At 63.2% G+C, this 14,022-nt stretch carries 11 protein-coding genes and 1 tRNA gene; 11 read left to right on the top strand and 1 reads right to left on the bottom strand.

Going from position 1 to position 14,022, the window contains the following annotated elements; genetic code table 11:
* The first annotated feature begins 7 nt into the window (after positions 1 to 7).
* Positions 8 to 388, top strand: coding sequence for a hypothetical protein (locus H9639_RS09575; RefSeq protein ID WP_191807872.1), 381 nt, complete (start codon positions 8 to 10; stop codon positions 386 to 388).
* A 92-nt stretch (positions 389 to 480) separates the two neighbouring features.
* Positions 481 to 562, top strand: a tRNA-Tyr gene (locus H9639_RS09570).
* A gap of 80 nt (positions 563 to 642) precedes the next feature.
* Here H9639_RS09570 and H9639_RS09565 read toward each other — a convergent pair.
* Positions 643 to 1,251: a TetR/AcrR family transcriptional regulator gene (locus H9639_RS09565; RefSeq protein ID WP_191807871.1), complete on the bottom strand. Its 609-nt coding sequence runs from the start codon at positions 1,249 to 1,251 to the stop codon at positions 643 to 645.
* Positions 1,252 to 1,366: 115 nt separating this feature from the next.
* Between H9639_RS09565 and H9639_RS09560 the strand changes: the two genes are divergently transcribed.
* The 9 genes from H9639_RS09560 (at position 1,367) to fdhA (ending at position 13,886) form a co-directional block, all read left to right on the top strand.
* Positions 1,367 to 2,896 (top strand): ABC transporter substrate-binding protein, encoded by a 1,530-nt coding sequence (locus H9639_RS09560; RefSeq protein WP_191807870.1) that lies wholly within the window; start codon positions 1,367 to 1,369, stop codon positions 2,894 to 2,896.
* A gap of 57 nt (positions 2,897 to 2,953) precedes the next feature.
* On the top strand, positions 2,954 to 3,895 hold the full coding sequence (locus tag H9639_RS09555; RefSeq protein ID WP_191807869.1) for an ABC transporter permease: 942 nt from the start codon (positions 2,954 to 2,956) through the stop codon (positions 3,893 to 3,895).
* Positions 3,892 to 5,682: a dipeptide/oligopeptide/nickel ABC transporter permease/ATP-binding protein gene (locus tag H9639_RS09550; protein WP_225219445.1), complete on the top strand. Its 1,791-nt coding sequence runs from the start codon at positions 3,892 to 3,894 to the stop codon at positions 5,680 to 5,682. Before H9639_RS09555 ends, H9639_RS09550 begins: the two co-directional genes overlap by 4 nt.
* The gene (locus tag H9639_RS09545) at positions 5,679 to 6,533 is read left to right on the top strand and encodes an ATP-binding cassette domain-containing protein (RefSeq protein ID WP_191807868.1); all 855 of its coding nucleotides are present in this window, start codon (positions 5,679 to 5,681) and stop codon (positions 6,531 to 6,533) included. Before H9639_RS09550 ends, H9639_RS09545 begins: the two co-directional genes overlap by 4 nt.
* Positions 6,530 to 8,263, top strand: a complete 1,734-nt coding sequence (locus tag H9639_RS09540) for a glycoside hydrolase family 3 protein (RefSeq protein WP_191807867.1) — start codon at positions 6,530 to 6,532, stop codon at positions 8,261 to 8,263. The genes H9639_RS09545 and H9639_RS09540 overlap by 4 nt, the downstream gene beginning before the upstream one ends.
* Positions 8,263 to 11,076 (top strand): alpha-L-rhamnosidase, encoded by a 2,814-nt coding sequence (locus H9639_RS09535; RefSeq protein WP_191807866.1) that lies wholly within the window; start codon positions 8,263 to 8,265, stop codon positions 11,074 to 11,076. The genes H9639_RS09540 and H9639_RS09535 overlap by 1 nt, the downstream gene beginning before the upstream one ends.
* 135 nt (positions 11,077 to 11,211) lie before the next feature.
* Positions 11,212 to 11,658, top strand: coding sequence for a MarR family winged helix-turn-helix transcriptional regulator (locus tag H9639_RS09530; RefSeq protein ID WP_191807865.1), 447 nt, complete (start codon positions 11,212 to 11,214; stop codon positions 11,656 to 11,658).
* A gap of 66 nt (positions 11,659 to 11,724) precedes the next feature.
* Entirely contained in the window at positions 11,725 to 12,123 is a 399-nt protein-coding gene (gene trxA / locus H9639_RS09525; protein ID WP_066296175.1) for a thioredoxin, read from the top strand.
* Between the two features lie 536 nt (positions 12,124 to 12,659).
* On the top strand, positions 12,660 to 13,886 hold the full coding sequence (gene fdhA / locus H9639_RS09520) for a formaldehyde dehydrogenase, glutathione-independent (RefSeq protein ID WP_191807864.1): 1,227 nt from the start codon (positions 12,660 to 12,662) through the stop codon (positions 13,884 to 13,886).
* The last annotated feature ends 136 nt before the right edge of the window (positions 13,887 to 14,022 follow it).

Below are 14,022 nucleotides of genomic sequence, written 5' to 3'. Positions count from 1 at the left end.
TGGAGTCATGCTTGATGAGAACACCGACCCCACCCAGCCTGTGCCGCCGCATGCAGCCGCGGGGTGGTTCAACGGTGTCCGCTTCCGGACTGCGGCGGCTTCCTCTGTCCTGGCGGCGGTTTCCGTCACGGGAATCGGCGCGGCCAGCGCCCAGGCCAGCGACCTGCAGGCGGGTGCCATTTCCGCTCCTGCCGGCAACCAGGTTGACTCGGCAGCGCACACCGACACAGCTGCAGCCGTGCGTGCCGTGCAGGTTCCGGGCAGTGAGGAGCGCCTCGCCGGGGTGCGGCGGGACCTCGCCAACGCCGTCGCCTGGGGCAGTGTGACTGCCGATCAAGCGGAGCGTTTTTACGCTCAGATCAGCGCCCGGATTGCCCGCGGACTCTGACTCCGGAGGCCCGATTCGTATCTGGGGAGAATTTTCTGTAAAGTTGTCTTGCCCGCGGTTACCGCGGACAAAGTCTTCGCAAGAAGGCCTTCGGCAGATTACCCGAGCGGCCAAAGGGGGCTGACTGTAAATCAGCTGGCAATGCCTACGGGGGTTCGAATCCCTCATCTGCCACCGAAGAAAACCCGTTCCAGCCACTGGCTGGGACGGGTTTTTTGCTGTCCGGGGTGGCTCTCCGTCTGGTGCGGTTCCCCTCAATCCTCGACGTGCAGGTCTACCGTCACGATTTCCTGCAGATAACTCAGCAGGCTCGTGACTTCGGAGGCGTCGTCATCGTAGAGCGCCTGGATCTGCAGGCCATCCGATAGTGCAACGTAGCGGCGGGCCGTCTCTGCGGGATCTACGCCCGGCTTGAGGTGTCCTGCCTTTGCGGCCTCGTCGAGGGTGCGGGTGATGTCCTTCAGCACCATGGCGTAGCGCTCACGAAAGTAGGTATGCATGGGATGCCCGGAATCCGTTGCTTCGGCGGCAATGATCGCAAACAACCGGGTTGCGCGGCGGTCTGCCTGATCGCGCTGTGCAATAGCGATGAGGCCAAGGAGGACATCGACGCCCCGTCTGCCGCTGAGGATCTCTTGGGCTTGCAGGTCACGGCGCTCGAGGACGGCGGAGAACAGGGCTGCCTTCGATGGGTAATGGTGGCTCAGGCCGGGAAGCGTCAGGTTGACGGACCGCGCTATCTCGGTAACGGATGCGTTCAGATAGCCAACACGGGAGAACACCTCCAGGGCGGCGTCGAGGATTTCTTCGCGTCGACGAGATGTTTTTCGATACTCGCCACGAGCCTTCTTGGTCATTGCCATTCATGGAGGTTATCAAGTCGTCACCTGAAAACCTTTGCACCCAAAGAATTTTCTGTTAGCGTCGTGCCGAGTTCACCAAAGAAGGTGACTTGTTACCGAAAGGAAGCGTGCGACGATGCACCGTACTCGTACCCTCAGCGCCGGAGCCGTGGTTATGGCTGCCGCTCTCGTCTTGACCGCCTGTTCGACGAGCGGGGGTAACGCTGACGGGGAAGTCAACAACACTCTCCGCCTCGGCACGGTCACCCCCTTGGCATCTTTCGCGCCGTGGGGGGCATCCTGGGCGAATCAGTCGCCTTATCTTCAGCCGGTCTACGACACCCTTCTCCGCGCAACACCTGACGGTGAAGTTATCGAAGGCCTCGCAACCGACTGGGTGTTGGACGAAACCAAAACTGTGCTGACCCTCACACTCCGTGATGATGTGACTTTTTCCGACGGCACCGCGCTGACGGGCGACGTTGTTGCCGAGGGCCTCCTGCGGTTCCGTGACGGAACGAGCGAGAACGCGTCCTTCCTTGCGGGCGTCCAATCCGTCGAGGCCCCTGCGGAGATGACTGTTGTCATCACCTTGGCGGCACCTGACCCATCCTTCCCCGTGTACCTCACGCAGAACGCGGGCCTGGTGGGAGCAGAAGCCATGTGGGAGTCAGCTGATGCACAAACAACCCCCATTGGCACCGGACCGTACGAGCTTGATGCCTCGGCAACTGTCGCCGGTTCCAGCTACACGTACGAGGCCAAAGACGACTACTGGGACCCGGAATCGGTGCACTACGACGAAATAATCGTTACCTACTATGGAGACGCCACGTCGCTGATGAACGCCGTAAAGGGCGGCCAGGTCGACGGCACTGTATCGCAGACGCCAACGCAGAATGCTGAAGCCGAGGCCGCCGGTTACACCTCTACATCCGCTGAGGGCGACTGGGCGGGATTCTTGTTGGTTGACCGTGCCGGTACCCTCACACCCGAGCTCGGAGATGTGCGCGTACGGCAGGCCATCAACCACGCGCTGGATCGGGAAAGCCTGGTTCAGGCACTGGCTGGAGGCTACGGAACTCCGACGACGCAGGTGTTCGCGGTTGACTCTGACGCGTATGCCCCCGATCTCGACGAACGCTACCCATACTCTCCTGACCGGGCACGGGAACTTCTGGCCGAGGCCGGCTACGCCAACGGTTTCACGCTGACCATGCCGAGCAATGACTTCGTTCCCGAGGCTGAGTTCGCCTTGTACGCCGAGCAGCTGGGTGCTGTTGGCATCGACGTTGAATGGCAGAAAACGGGCGACGATCTTTTTCCGCGGATGCTCGGGGCATCGTGGTCCGCATTCCCCTTCAAGCTGCAGACCGACCCCACGGCATTCCAGACGGCTCAGCTGTCGGTAACACCCAGCGCCACATGGAATCCGTTCCGCACCGAGGACGCCCAGGTCAACGAGATCGTCGAGCGGATGCGCGTGGCGGAACCGGCTGAAGCGGAGAAAATCGGACAGGAACTGAACGAATATTTGGTCGAGCAGGCATGGTTTGCGCCGGTGTACCGCCCGCAGACCGCGTACTTCACCAACGCCGTCACGACGGTCGAGCTGCAGGTGGGGAACGCATACCCCTACATCTCGAGCTTCCGGCCCGCATCCTGATCATCGGTTGGGACGGGGCGTGCAGTCCCCGTCCCAACCTCAGACGAAAGTTCCGTTATGCTCGCGTTTTTACTTCGCCGCGCAGTCACCGGTGTCCTCACGCTGCTGGCCATCTGCGCCGTCGGTTTCTTCCTCCTCTATCTCAGCGCCGGGGACACCGCCCGCAACCTGGTCGGACAGACCGCGGCCCAGGAGATCGTGGACCGAAAATCAGCCGAACTCGGCCTTGACCGGTCTCTCGTCGTCCAATTCGGTGACTGGGCAGCGGGCGCCGTGCGAGGAGACCTCGGCCGGTCCTGGTACTCCGGTCAGCCTGTAGCTGAGGCGCTTCTGACCAGGCTTCCTGTGACCTTGTCCCTCACCATCGGGGCTGTCCTGCTCTCTGCCGTCGTGGCCGTCGCCTTGGGAGCCGTTGCTGCCAGGCGGCGGGGGGCGGTGGATCGTGCCCTCCAAATCACCTCGGTCACCGCCGCTGCGGTTCCCAGCTTTCTGGTTGCACTGGTTTTGGTCGTCACCTTCGCGATCTCCCTGCGGTGGGTTCCCGCGACCGGCTATATTCGCCCGGGAGACTCCGTCGTCGGCTGGCTCTCAACAATTATCCTTCCCGTCATCGCCCTTTCGCTCGGTGCCATTGCAGCCATCAGCCAACAGATTCGCGGCGCGATGATCGATGCGCTGCGGCTCGACTACGTCCGTACTCTTCGTGCGCGCGGCCTGCCCTACAGCCGTGTCATCAACCGTCACGTCCTGCGAAACGCAGCGGGTCCGGCACTGAGCACCCTCGGACTCCAGTTCGTGGTCATCTTCGGCAGCGCCGTCGTGGTTGAGCAGGTATTCGCGATTCCGGGCCTTGGCCAAACTGCCGTTGCCGCCACCGGCCAAGGCGATGTTCCGCTCGTTATGGGTGTCGTGATCGTCACTGCGATCGTCGTCGTCCTGGTCAATTTCGCCGTCGACCTTTTGCAGGCGTGGCTCAACCCGAAGGTACGTCTGTCATGATGACTCCCGCACTTGTTCTGTCCGGTCAGAACCGGACGGACCGTCTGCCCGTCTCCCTCCCCATGAGATTGGTGCGTAATCCGCTGGGACTCATTGCAGGCTCATACCTTTTCTTGCTGGTCCTCGTGGCGGCCATCGGTCCGCTCCTGGTCTCCTTTGGGCCGTCGCAGGCAGACATATCCAACGTTTTCGGTCCCATCTCGGCTGAACACCTCCTTGGCGGCGACAGCGCCGGCCGTGACGTCCTTTCCCGGCTGGTGTACGCCACGTCGTTGAGCCTGCTGGGAGCTGCCATCACGGTGGTAGTGGCCATCGCAGCGGGTGTCCCGGCGGGCCTGATCGCCGGTTACCGGGGCGGTTGGTTCGGTGAGCTCTCCGCATGGTTCGCAGGTGTCATGCTCTCGCTGCCGGCGATAGTCGTCCTCCTCGCGGCGCGTTCGGTTATCGGCCCGTCAATGTGGCTGATCATGGCGATTTTCGGAGTCCTGATCTCGCCCTCGTACTACCGCATTGTCTTCACCTCAGTACGAGGCGTGCGGGAGGAACTGTATATCGACGCTGCGCGGGCGGCGGGCCTTTCGGACCTGCGCATCGTCGGACGGCACGTGCTGTCGGCCGTTCGGGCTCCCGTGATCCTGCTGACTTCGGGAATCTTTGGTGCTGCCATCGCTATCCAAGCGGCGGTTGACTTCCTGGGACTGGGCGATCCCGAGCTTCCCACCTGGGGGTCGATGCTCTCAGAAGGCTTCTACAACATCTCGCGCACGCCGATGCTGCTGGTTTGGCCGGCGATCGCGATTGCACTCACCTGCGTCGCATTCACACTCTTCGGCACGGTGCTGCGTGACGAGCTTGAGCGCACCGGTCCCGTCCGCAGCTACGGAAACCAAGGCTGGACACCACCGAGCGGCGAGACCGGTGCGGCCCTCACCCACGCCCGCACCGATCAGCCAACAACCGCACCGCTCCTCGAGGTGGACAACCTCGCTGTCGCCTACCACTCGGACGCGGGATGGAGAACCGTCGTCCACGATGTGTCCTTGAAGGTGCATCCCGGGGAAGTGCACGCTCTGATTGGCGAGTCGGGATCGGGGAAGACACAGACCGCCTGGTCGATCCTTGGTCTGCTTCCGCAAGGAGGGCGCGTGGTTTCCGGATCAATCCGCTTTGACGGCACAGAACTTGCCGACGCGAATGACTCCGTTTTGACAGGGTTCCGTGGTCGGCGAATCGGCTACGTGCCGCAGGAACCGCTGAGCAATCTGGATCCCTCCTACACCGTTGGGCATCAGCTGCTCGAACCCCTGCGTGTCGTTCAGGGATTGAGCCGTGAGGCAGCACGCTCTCGATCCCTGGACCTGCTCAGCAGAGTCGGCATCCCGGCACCCCGCCGGGTCTTCGACTCATACCCGCATGAGATCTCCGGAGGAATGGCACAGCGCGTCCTGATCGCGGGGGCGGTGTCCTGCGAGCCGGACCTCATCATCGCGGACGAACCAACTACAGCCCTGGACGTCACCGTACAGGCCGAAATTCTTCAGCTGCTCCGGGACCTCCAGCTGGAATTCGGGACGGCCATGCTCCTCGTCACCCATAACTTCGGAGTCGTCGCCGACATCGCCAACACCGTCTCGGTCATGAAAGAGGGCAAAATCGTTGAGACCGGTTCGGTGGAACAGGTCTTCGCAGAGCCCCGGCATCCTTATACCCGTGATCTCTTCGGTGCGCTCTTAGGCGATGCGCCCTCGCGTGGACCGCTTACCCCAATCGGAAAGACAGCACCATGACGACGGAACCCCTTCTTCAGGTCAACGATCTGGAGGTGACCTATCAGTCCCGCGGGCTGCGACGGACCTCATTCAAGGCGGTGGCGGGAGTCGACCTCCAGGTTCAATCAGGCGAAACCATCGGGCTTGTGGGTGAGTCCGGTTCCGGCAAATCAACGATCGGCCGGGCTATCCTCGGCATGGCACCGGTGACAGCGGGGCGCATCGAGTTCGCTGGCCGCAATATCACGCACCTCCCGCGGCGGGACCGAAGAACCTTGGCGAGCGACATCCAGGTCATCTTCCAGGATCCATACTCGTCCCTGAGCCCGTCACTGACCATCGGAGACACTCTTGCGGAGCCCCTGCGTGCAAGCGGTGCATCACGCACGGAGGCATCCCGGCGCATCGGCGAACTGCTCGACCTCGTTCACCTTCCCTCAGACGCGCTGCAGCGGATGCCACGCGAGTTCAGCGGGGGGCAGCGACAACGCGTTGCGATCGCTCGATCGCTAGCGCTCGAGCCCAGGTTCATAGTCTGCGACGAACCGGTATCGGCACTTGACCTGTCCACGCAGGCCAGGGTCATCGACCTGCTGATCGAAGTTCAACGTCGAACAGGAGTGTCATACCTGTTTATTTCCCATGATCTCGACGTCATCAGAGTCATGAGTCACCGCATTGCGGTGATGTACCGCGGCCGGATCGTCGAGACCGGAGACGGAGAGCAAATCTCCACGATGCCAACACACCCGTATACACAGCGTCTGCTGCTGGCTTCGCCTCTCGCCGACCCCGCAGCCCAGCGCGTCCGCCGTAAAGAGTTCCAACAATTGCCAGCCGCAGAATTCCTCGAAAGCTCTGACATATGACATCCCTTCTTACCCCTCACTCCAGCCGACCGACGCCGCCCGTTGAGACGCTGCCGCTCAAGCAGCGCATCGGTCTGCTTTTCCACCCGCTGGTCACGCTGGGAGACTCCCTCGACGTCGACGAGGCCCCGGCATGGGGAGGCGCATCCATCCGGGAGCTCATCGTGGAGCGAGGCATCCGGTTCATGTGCCTGGGAAACATACCCCCGGTGGACAGGCTCGCGGAACAGCTTGAGCGCATTCAGCAGGTAGCACGGGATGCCGGAGATGGCCCGCCTGTCGTCTTCTCTACTGATCCGCTTCATTCTTTCCTCGAAGTTGAAGGGGCCACCCACTCCACTAAGGGCGTATCGAGATGGCCCGAACCGATCGGTTTCGGAGCGCTTGACGACGAGGAGCTGGTGGAACAGTTCGCAGACATTGTCAGGCGCGATTACCTGGCCCTCGGCATTCGTATGGCCTTGCACCCCCAAGCAGACCTGGCAACCGAGCCCCGCTGGGCGCGTCAGGCGCAGACGTTCGGAGCGGACCCTCAGCGAGCAGGTCGACTGACGTCGGCTTACATCCGTGGACTGCAAGGAGAAACGCTCGGGCCGGGAAGCGTGGCAGCAACGACCAAACACTTTCCCGGCGGTGGTCCGCAGAAAGACGGGGAAGACCCGCACTTCCCCTACGGCAAGGAGCAGGTTTACCCCGGCGGCCGCTTCGAGGATCATCTCGCACCGTTCAAAGCAGCGATCGAGGCCGGAACGGCCGCCATCATGCCCTACTACGGTATGCCTATTGGACTGGACCTGGACGGGCGCCGGGTAGAGGAAGTGGGGTTTGCCTTCAACAGGTTTATTCTCACCGATCTCTTGCGCGAACAGCTTGGTTTCACCGGCGTCGTGCTTAGCGACTTCGGGCTTGTCACTGACGCCGAGATCTTCGGGAAACCTTTCCCCGCGCGGTCGTGGGGCGTCGAGCATCTGAGCCGGCACGAGCGGTTCGCCCGCCTGTTGCAGGCAGGCGTTGACCAATTCGGCGGTGAATCGGATGTCGACGCCGTTGGCGAGTTGATCGCGTCCGGGCACGTCGACGAGGAAACGGTGTCCGCCGCAGCCGGACGCGTGCTTGCTCTGCAGCACGCCCTTGGGGAGACCGAAGCGACCGAGGCAACCGCTGGTATCCGCGAGCATATCGATCTGGGTCACCTTACTCAGGCCAGGGCGATGACCATCGTGATGGACCGCACCCCAGGCGGACAGGCAACTCTGCCGTTGAGAAATCTCGAACGAGTGCACGTCGTCGGTATGGATGAATCCACCGTGGATCCTTCGATGCAGGTAACTTCCCCCGACACCGCACAGATAGCAGTCGTGCGGATCGGTGCTCCCTTCGAGTTCCGGGACCACTATTTCCTCGAGGCAGGGATGCAGCAGGGGTCGCTTGAGCCGGCGGCTGAGGAGGTGCAGCGCATCAGCACGCTTGCCGCGAAGCTTCCCGTCGTACTCGTCGTGACCTTGAGCAGGCCCGCTATCCTGACCCCCTTCGTGCCGCATGTCTGCGCCATCATCGCTGAGTATGGCGCGGATGACGCAGCCGTATGGGACGTGCTGCTTGGGCGCGTGCAGCCCGAGGGACGGTTACCGTTTGAACTGCCGCGGTCTACGGGCGCTGTCGCGGCCTCGCGGCCGGACGTCGCGGGGGATACGGTCGACCCGCTGTTCCCGGAAGGATGGAAGCTCTGATGGGCGCACACGTAGCAGATCTGTGGGCGGAGGGCCGGCGCGACAGTCCGTTCGTTGCGGTTCCGAGGCCCCGCTTGAACTGGATCGTTGCTGAGGCAGACGCGGCCTGGACCGCGCGCGGCGCGGAGATCCGGCTGGATGGGGAAGACGTGGCCGTCCACACCGGGGCCGATCATCTGCACGTCGCCTGGCCGTTTGCCGACATTTTGCCCGAGCGGAAGTACCGCGTTGCGGTGAGGGTCCAGGACATCGCCGGGGAGTGGACTCCTTGGTCGGAAGAGAGGCTGATTTCCCTCGGCGCTCCAGCGACGTGGGACGCCGCCCTTGTGGGGCTGCCCAACCCCGGTCGGACTGCCCAGCCGTTCATTGCGCGGCGGGTTGTTTCCGTGGACGAAGAGGTGGCGGCAGCAACACTGTACGTTTCGGGGCTGGGTGCCGTGCGGGCGTTCCTCGACGACGCGCCGGTGGGAGACGCGGTCCTGGCACCGGGATGGACGTCCTACCAGGAACGGATGCTGTTGGACGCCATCGACGTCACAGACCGGGTACAGGGTGATCGGGTGGTGTTGACCTTGGAAGCCACCGGCGCTTGGTATACCGAGGAGTACGGATTCGATGGTGACGCTCGTCGTGTCTACGGGGAACAGCCTTTGATCGCGGCTCAACTCGTGATCACCTACACCAGCGGCAGAATTGAGGCCGTCGCGACCGGCCGCGATTGGGATGTGCGCGGAGACGGCGCGATCACGTCTTCTGGTCTCTACGCCGGCGAGACCATCGATGCGAGACGGAACCGTCAGTGGTCGCGCGTCGAGGAAGGGTGGGCAGCTGCAGAGGTGCACTGCCCTGCACCCCGCGTGGTTACGCGCATCAGCGAGCCTGTGCGGGAAGTTGAGGTGAGACGGCCTGTTGATGTTCGGCGGACTGCCCGCGGCACGCTTCTCCTCGACTTTGGCCAGAACTTTGCCGGCCGCCTTCGACTGAAGGTGGCAGGCAATGCCGGTCATGAAATTTCCGTACGTCACGCGGAGGTTCTCGAGGGGGATGAACTTGCCGTTCGCCCCTTGCGCCGAGCCGAAGCCCATGACCGATTCGTCCTAGCCGGCAACGGTGAGGAGACATTTGAACCGTTTGGTACCTTCCATGGATTCCGCTATGCGGAGGTGACCGGCTGGCCCGGCGAGTTCGAAGAAGGCGCGATTGAGGCGGTGGTGCTGAGCAGTGACATGCGGCGAACCGGCTGGTTTGACTCCTCGGATCCGCTTCTCAACAGGCTGCACGAGAACGTCGTCTGGAGCACACGGTCAAACTTTCTCAGCATCCCCACCGACTGTCCGCAGCGGGACGAGCGGATGGGGTGGACGGGAGACGTTGCCGTCTTCGCGCCAACTGCACTGACCCTCTTCGACGCGGCAGCGTTTCTCTCCAGCTGGCTCGACGATCTGGAGATCGAGCAGCAGCGCCACGGCGGTATTGTTCCCTTCGTCGTTCCGGACGTTATGGGGTTCCCGCCCGGACCCGCGGCAGGGTGGGGCGACGCAGCAACGCTCGTACCCAGCGCAGCCTGGTGGGCCAGCGCCGACGTCGAGGTGTTGTCACGCCGATACGACAGCATGCGTACGTGGGTGGAAGTACTTCACGGTGCCGCAGGTAACAGTGTCCTATGGGAAGGGTCAACGCAGTTCGGCGACTGGCTCGATCCGACCGCACCGCCGGACGCTGCCGGGGCTGCCCGCGCTGACCGCGACCTCGTCGCCAACGCCTACCGCTACCGGTCACTCTGCCTGCTCGCAGCCGCTGCGGAAGAGCTTGGCAAGACGGACGAGGCGAGCAGATGGCGGGCAGATGCGAGCCGCCTCCGGGATGCTTTTGTCCGCGCATATGTGACGCCTGATGGGCGCATGCTCTCGGATGCCCCGACGGCTTATGTCCTCGCCCTTCGATTCGGTCTGCTGGATGACTCCGAAATGCGCCGCGCTGCAGTGGACCGCCTCGTGGAATGCATCCGGCGAGACGGTTACCACATTGGCACTGGCTTCCTTGGAACCCCTCACCTGCTCGATGCGCTCGTCGACGAGGGCCGGCCCGAGGTCGCCGAGGCGCTTATGATGCAGACGGAGAATCCTTCGTGGCTCTACCCGGTGACCCAGGGCGCAACCACAGTGTGGGAACGGTGGGACTCTCTGTTGGAAGACGGTTCCATCAACCCCGGCGAGATGACGTCCTTCAATCACTATGCCTTCGGTGCTGTTGTGAGCTGGATGTACCGCCGTCTGGCCGGCGTCGCGGCACGCCGGCCGGGATACGCGGAGATCACGTTCGCGCCGGTGCCGTTCCACAGCCTGGACCATGCACGCGTGAGACTTGAAACTCCCTCGGGGAGCGTGGCCGGAGGCTGGCGGCGGGAGGGGAATGACATTGTCTATCTCCTCGACGTGCCGGCGCACTCACGAGCCGTTGTGAATCTGCCAGGCGGTGCGGAGATGATGGCAGGACCTGGCCGGCACGAGTGGAGGAGGCCTTCCCATACCCGTGCACCACGACCGAGCGGGGGAACGATATCCCTGTTTTCGCCTGCCCGGGACATCGTTGAGGACGAGCAGGCGTATCGAGCCGTTGTTGGTGCAGCCGGTGCCTATGGGGAGGTGGGTCGACTCTTCCGGGTCCGCAATGACTGGTCGGCCCGGAGTCCTCTCGCCGCGCAGCTGTGGGCACTTCCTCCCGACGCGTCTGGCCGGATTGCCGCCGCTCTGGGTGCGCTTGCAGCTGACGACCCGGCGGCCGGGCATTTGCAGACCGCAGGTGAGGGTTAGGCGCACTGCATCCCTGCAGTTGCCCGCGCGGGACGAGGAGGATACGTCCCGCGCGGGCAGAATTTTGCTGGAAAAAGGTTCGGTCTGGGCACGTCCCGGCGCCTGCGTTGGCTAGACAGGCTAGTCTTCCTAAGCATGAATGAGGACACGGCACTGGATCCCCTGGCGGAAGAATTCCGGGAAGCACTGCGCGAAGCCGTCTTCCTTGTGCGCCACATGGACACGGAGTTCGGTCTCACCAGCAACCAGCTGGTTACCCTGCGGATGGTTTCCGGGGACGGGATGCGGGTCAGCGACATCGCGCGCAACCTCGGTGTCAAAGTACCGAGCGCCACCGAGCAGATCATCCGGCTGGAACATGCCGGACTGGTTCGGCGCACTCCGGACCCGGACGATTCCAGAGGAGTCCGGGTGACTCTCACCCCCGACGGAGAGCAAAAACTCGTGGTGGAGACCGCCCGGCGCGCTTCCCTGATGGCCGGCCTGCTTGCCCAGTTGGCTGAATCCGAACGGGACAAGCTGCGCCAGGCGCTGCCCGTCATCGCGAAAGTGACCCGCATGGGTTTTTCCTCCGTGGGCTAACCGGGACCTTCACCGCTGAGCGAACAATTGCAGACATCCCAGCGGGGGACCGATAGCGTTGGAGCTATGGCAACTATTGACATCACCGAGGCAACGTTCCCTGAGACCATCGAGGACAACGACATCGTGTTCGTTGACTTCTGGGCTGACTGGTGCGGTCCGTGCAAGCAGTTCGCACCGGTTTACGACGCCGTCTCGCAGCAGCATGAGGACATCACCTTCGCGAAGGTGGACACCGAAGCCGAGCAGGGGCTCGCCGCTGCCGCAGGAATCACCTCGATCCCCACACTGATGGCCTTCCGTGAGAAGGTCCTGGTCTTCTCCCAGCCCGGCGCCCTCAACGCCAACCAGTTCAGCGAACTGGTCGAGGCCGTTAAGGGCCTGGACATGAAGGCTGTGCACGAGCAGATCGCTGCCCAGGAAAAGGGCCAGGCCGCTGCCGGCCAGGACGGTCAGGTTAACTAACGCCGGCCCTTCAACCCGGCCTTTTGACGGCGGGGAGCTCCTCCACACCGGAGGGCTCCCCGTTTTTGCGTTAAGCCAGTCCGATCCGGGCGGCTCCGACGGCCGCCGTTCCCACTGAATGTTGCCCCTGTTGCTGGTGGGCTCTCTTGGGTCACTCCCGTAACACTGAGTGGGAACATCGGGCGTTGGCCGACACACGTTCCCACTCTGTGTTGTGTGCTGTGGCAGATGAGGTCACTCCAGCCACACCAGGTGACAAAGAGTGGGAACCCGTGTCGTGGCGGCCGGTAGCCAACATGGAATACCGCCCCTGGAATACCCACGGAACGCCGCCCCTGGAACAAATCCCCTGGAACAGATCCCACGAAAAAAACCCACGGAACGCCGGGCAGTGGGGGTGCCCGGAAGTTTTTGGTCCTAGCCGTGCACTGGCTTCCGCTGTAGGCTCTGAGCTCCCGGGGGAGCAGGCTGCCTCCGGCTGCCTGCCCGGACGTAACCAGTCAACGAAGACCCAGGTAACAAGGCGAGGAAGATACATGAGCGGCAATCGAGCAATTGCATATATCGAACCCGGCGTCGTGGAAGTCCAGGACATCGACTATCCCACTTTTGAACTCAAGGACGGTCCGGGTGTGAATCCGGCCAACGTGGGACGGAAACTGCCCCACGCTGCCATCCTGAAAGTAGTAACCACCAACATCTGCGGGTCGGACCAGCACATGGTCCGCGGCCGGACCACCGCGCCGCCTAACCTGATTCTTGGGCATGAGATCACCGGGGAGGTCGTAGAGACCGGGCCCGGAGTGGAGTTCATCAAGGTAGGCGATCTGGTCTCCGTGCCCTTCAACATTTCCTGCGGCCGGTGCAAAAACTGCAAGGAGCGTAAGACCGGGGTCTGCCTGAACGTTAATCCGGACCGGCCGGGCAGCGCCTATGGCTACGTGGACATGGGTGGATGGGTCGGCGGACAGGCCGAGTACGCGCTGGTGCCGTACGCCGACTGGAACCTGCTGAAGTTCCCGGACAAGGACCAGGCCATGGAGAAGATCATGGACCTGACCATGCTCTCCGACATTTTCCCCACGGGTTATCACGGTGCCATCACTGCCGGTGTACGCACCGGTTCCACGGTTTACATTGCCGGCGCCGGTCCCGTGGGCCTGGCAGCGGCGGCCGGGGCCCAGCTGCTCGGAGCCGCCGTCGTTATTGTCGGCGACCTTAACGAGGACCGGCTTGCGCAGGCCCGCAGCTTCGGCTGCGAGACGGTGGACATCTCCAAAGGCGATCCCAAGGACCAGATCGAGCAGCTGCTTGGTGTTCCCGAAGTGGACTGTGGTGTGGACGCTGTGGGCTTCGAAGCCCGCGGCCATGGGCACGGCTCGGGAACCGAAGCTCCGGCAACCGTGCTCAACTCGCTCATGGACGTCACCGCGGCGGGCGGCGCCCTGGGCATCCCGGGCCTGTACGTCACGGGAGATCCCGGTGGGGTGGATGAAGCAGCCAAGGTCGGATCCCTCTCGCTGAGCCTTGGCACCGGCTGGGCGAAGTCCCTGTCCTTCACCACCGGACAGTGTCCGGTGATGAAGTACAACCGGGACCTGATGATGGCCATCCTCAATGACAAGGTGCAGATCGCCAAGGCCGTCAATGCCACCGCCATCAACCTGGACGCAGCACCGGAAGCGTACCGGGAGTTCGATTCAGGTGCAGCCCGCAAGTACGTGATTGACCCGCACGGTGTGACGGGGGCGAACGCCAACTAGCGGCAGCCGTCGCCAGGGCATATCGGGGCATCGGAGCCGGCACTGAACCGTGTCGGCCTCCGGTGCCCCGGTTGTGTCCTTTTGCCTTCTATTGCCCGGTGCCGCGCACGTAAACTCGTTTAGCCGGGATACCCCG

The organism is Arthrobacter gallicola (genome assembly GCF_014836775.1).
Classification (GTDB): Bacteria; Actinomycetota; Actinomycetes; order Actinomycetales; family Micrococcaceae; genus Arthrobacter_B; species Arthrobacter_B gallicola.
The sequence above is the reverse complement of the archived record's forward strand: the minus strand, read 5'-3'. Positions and strand labels throughout refer to the sequence as shown.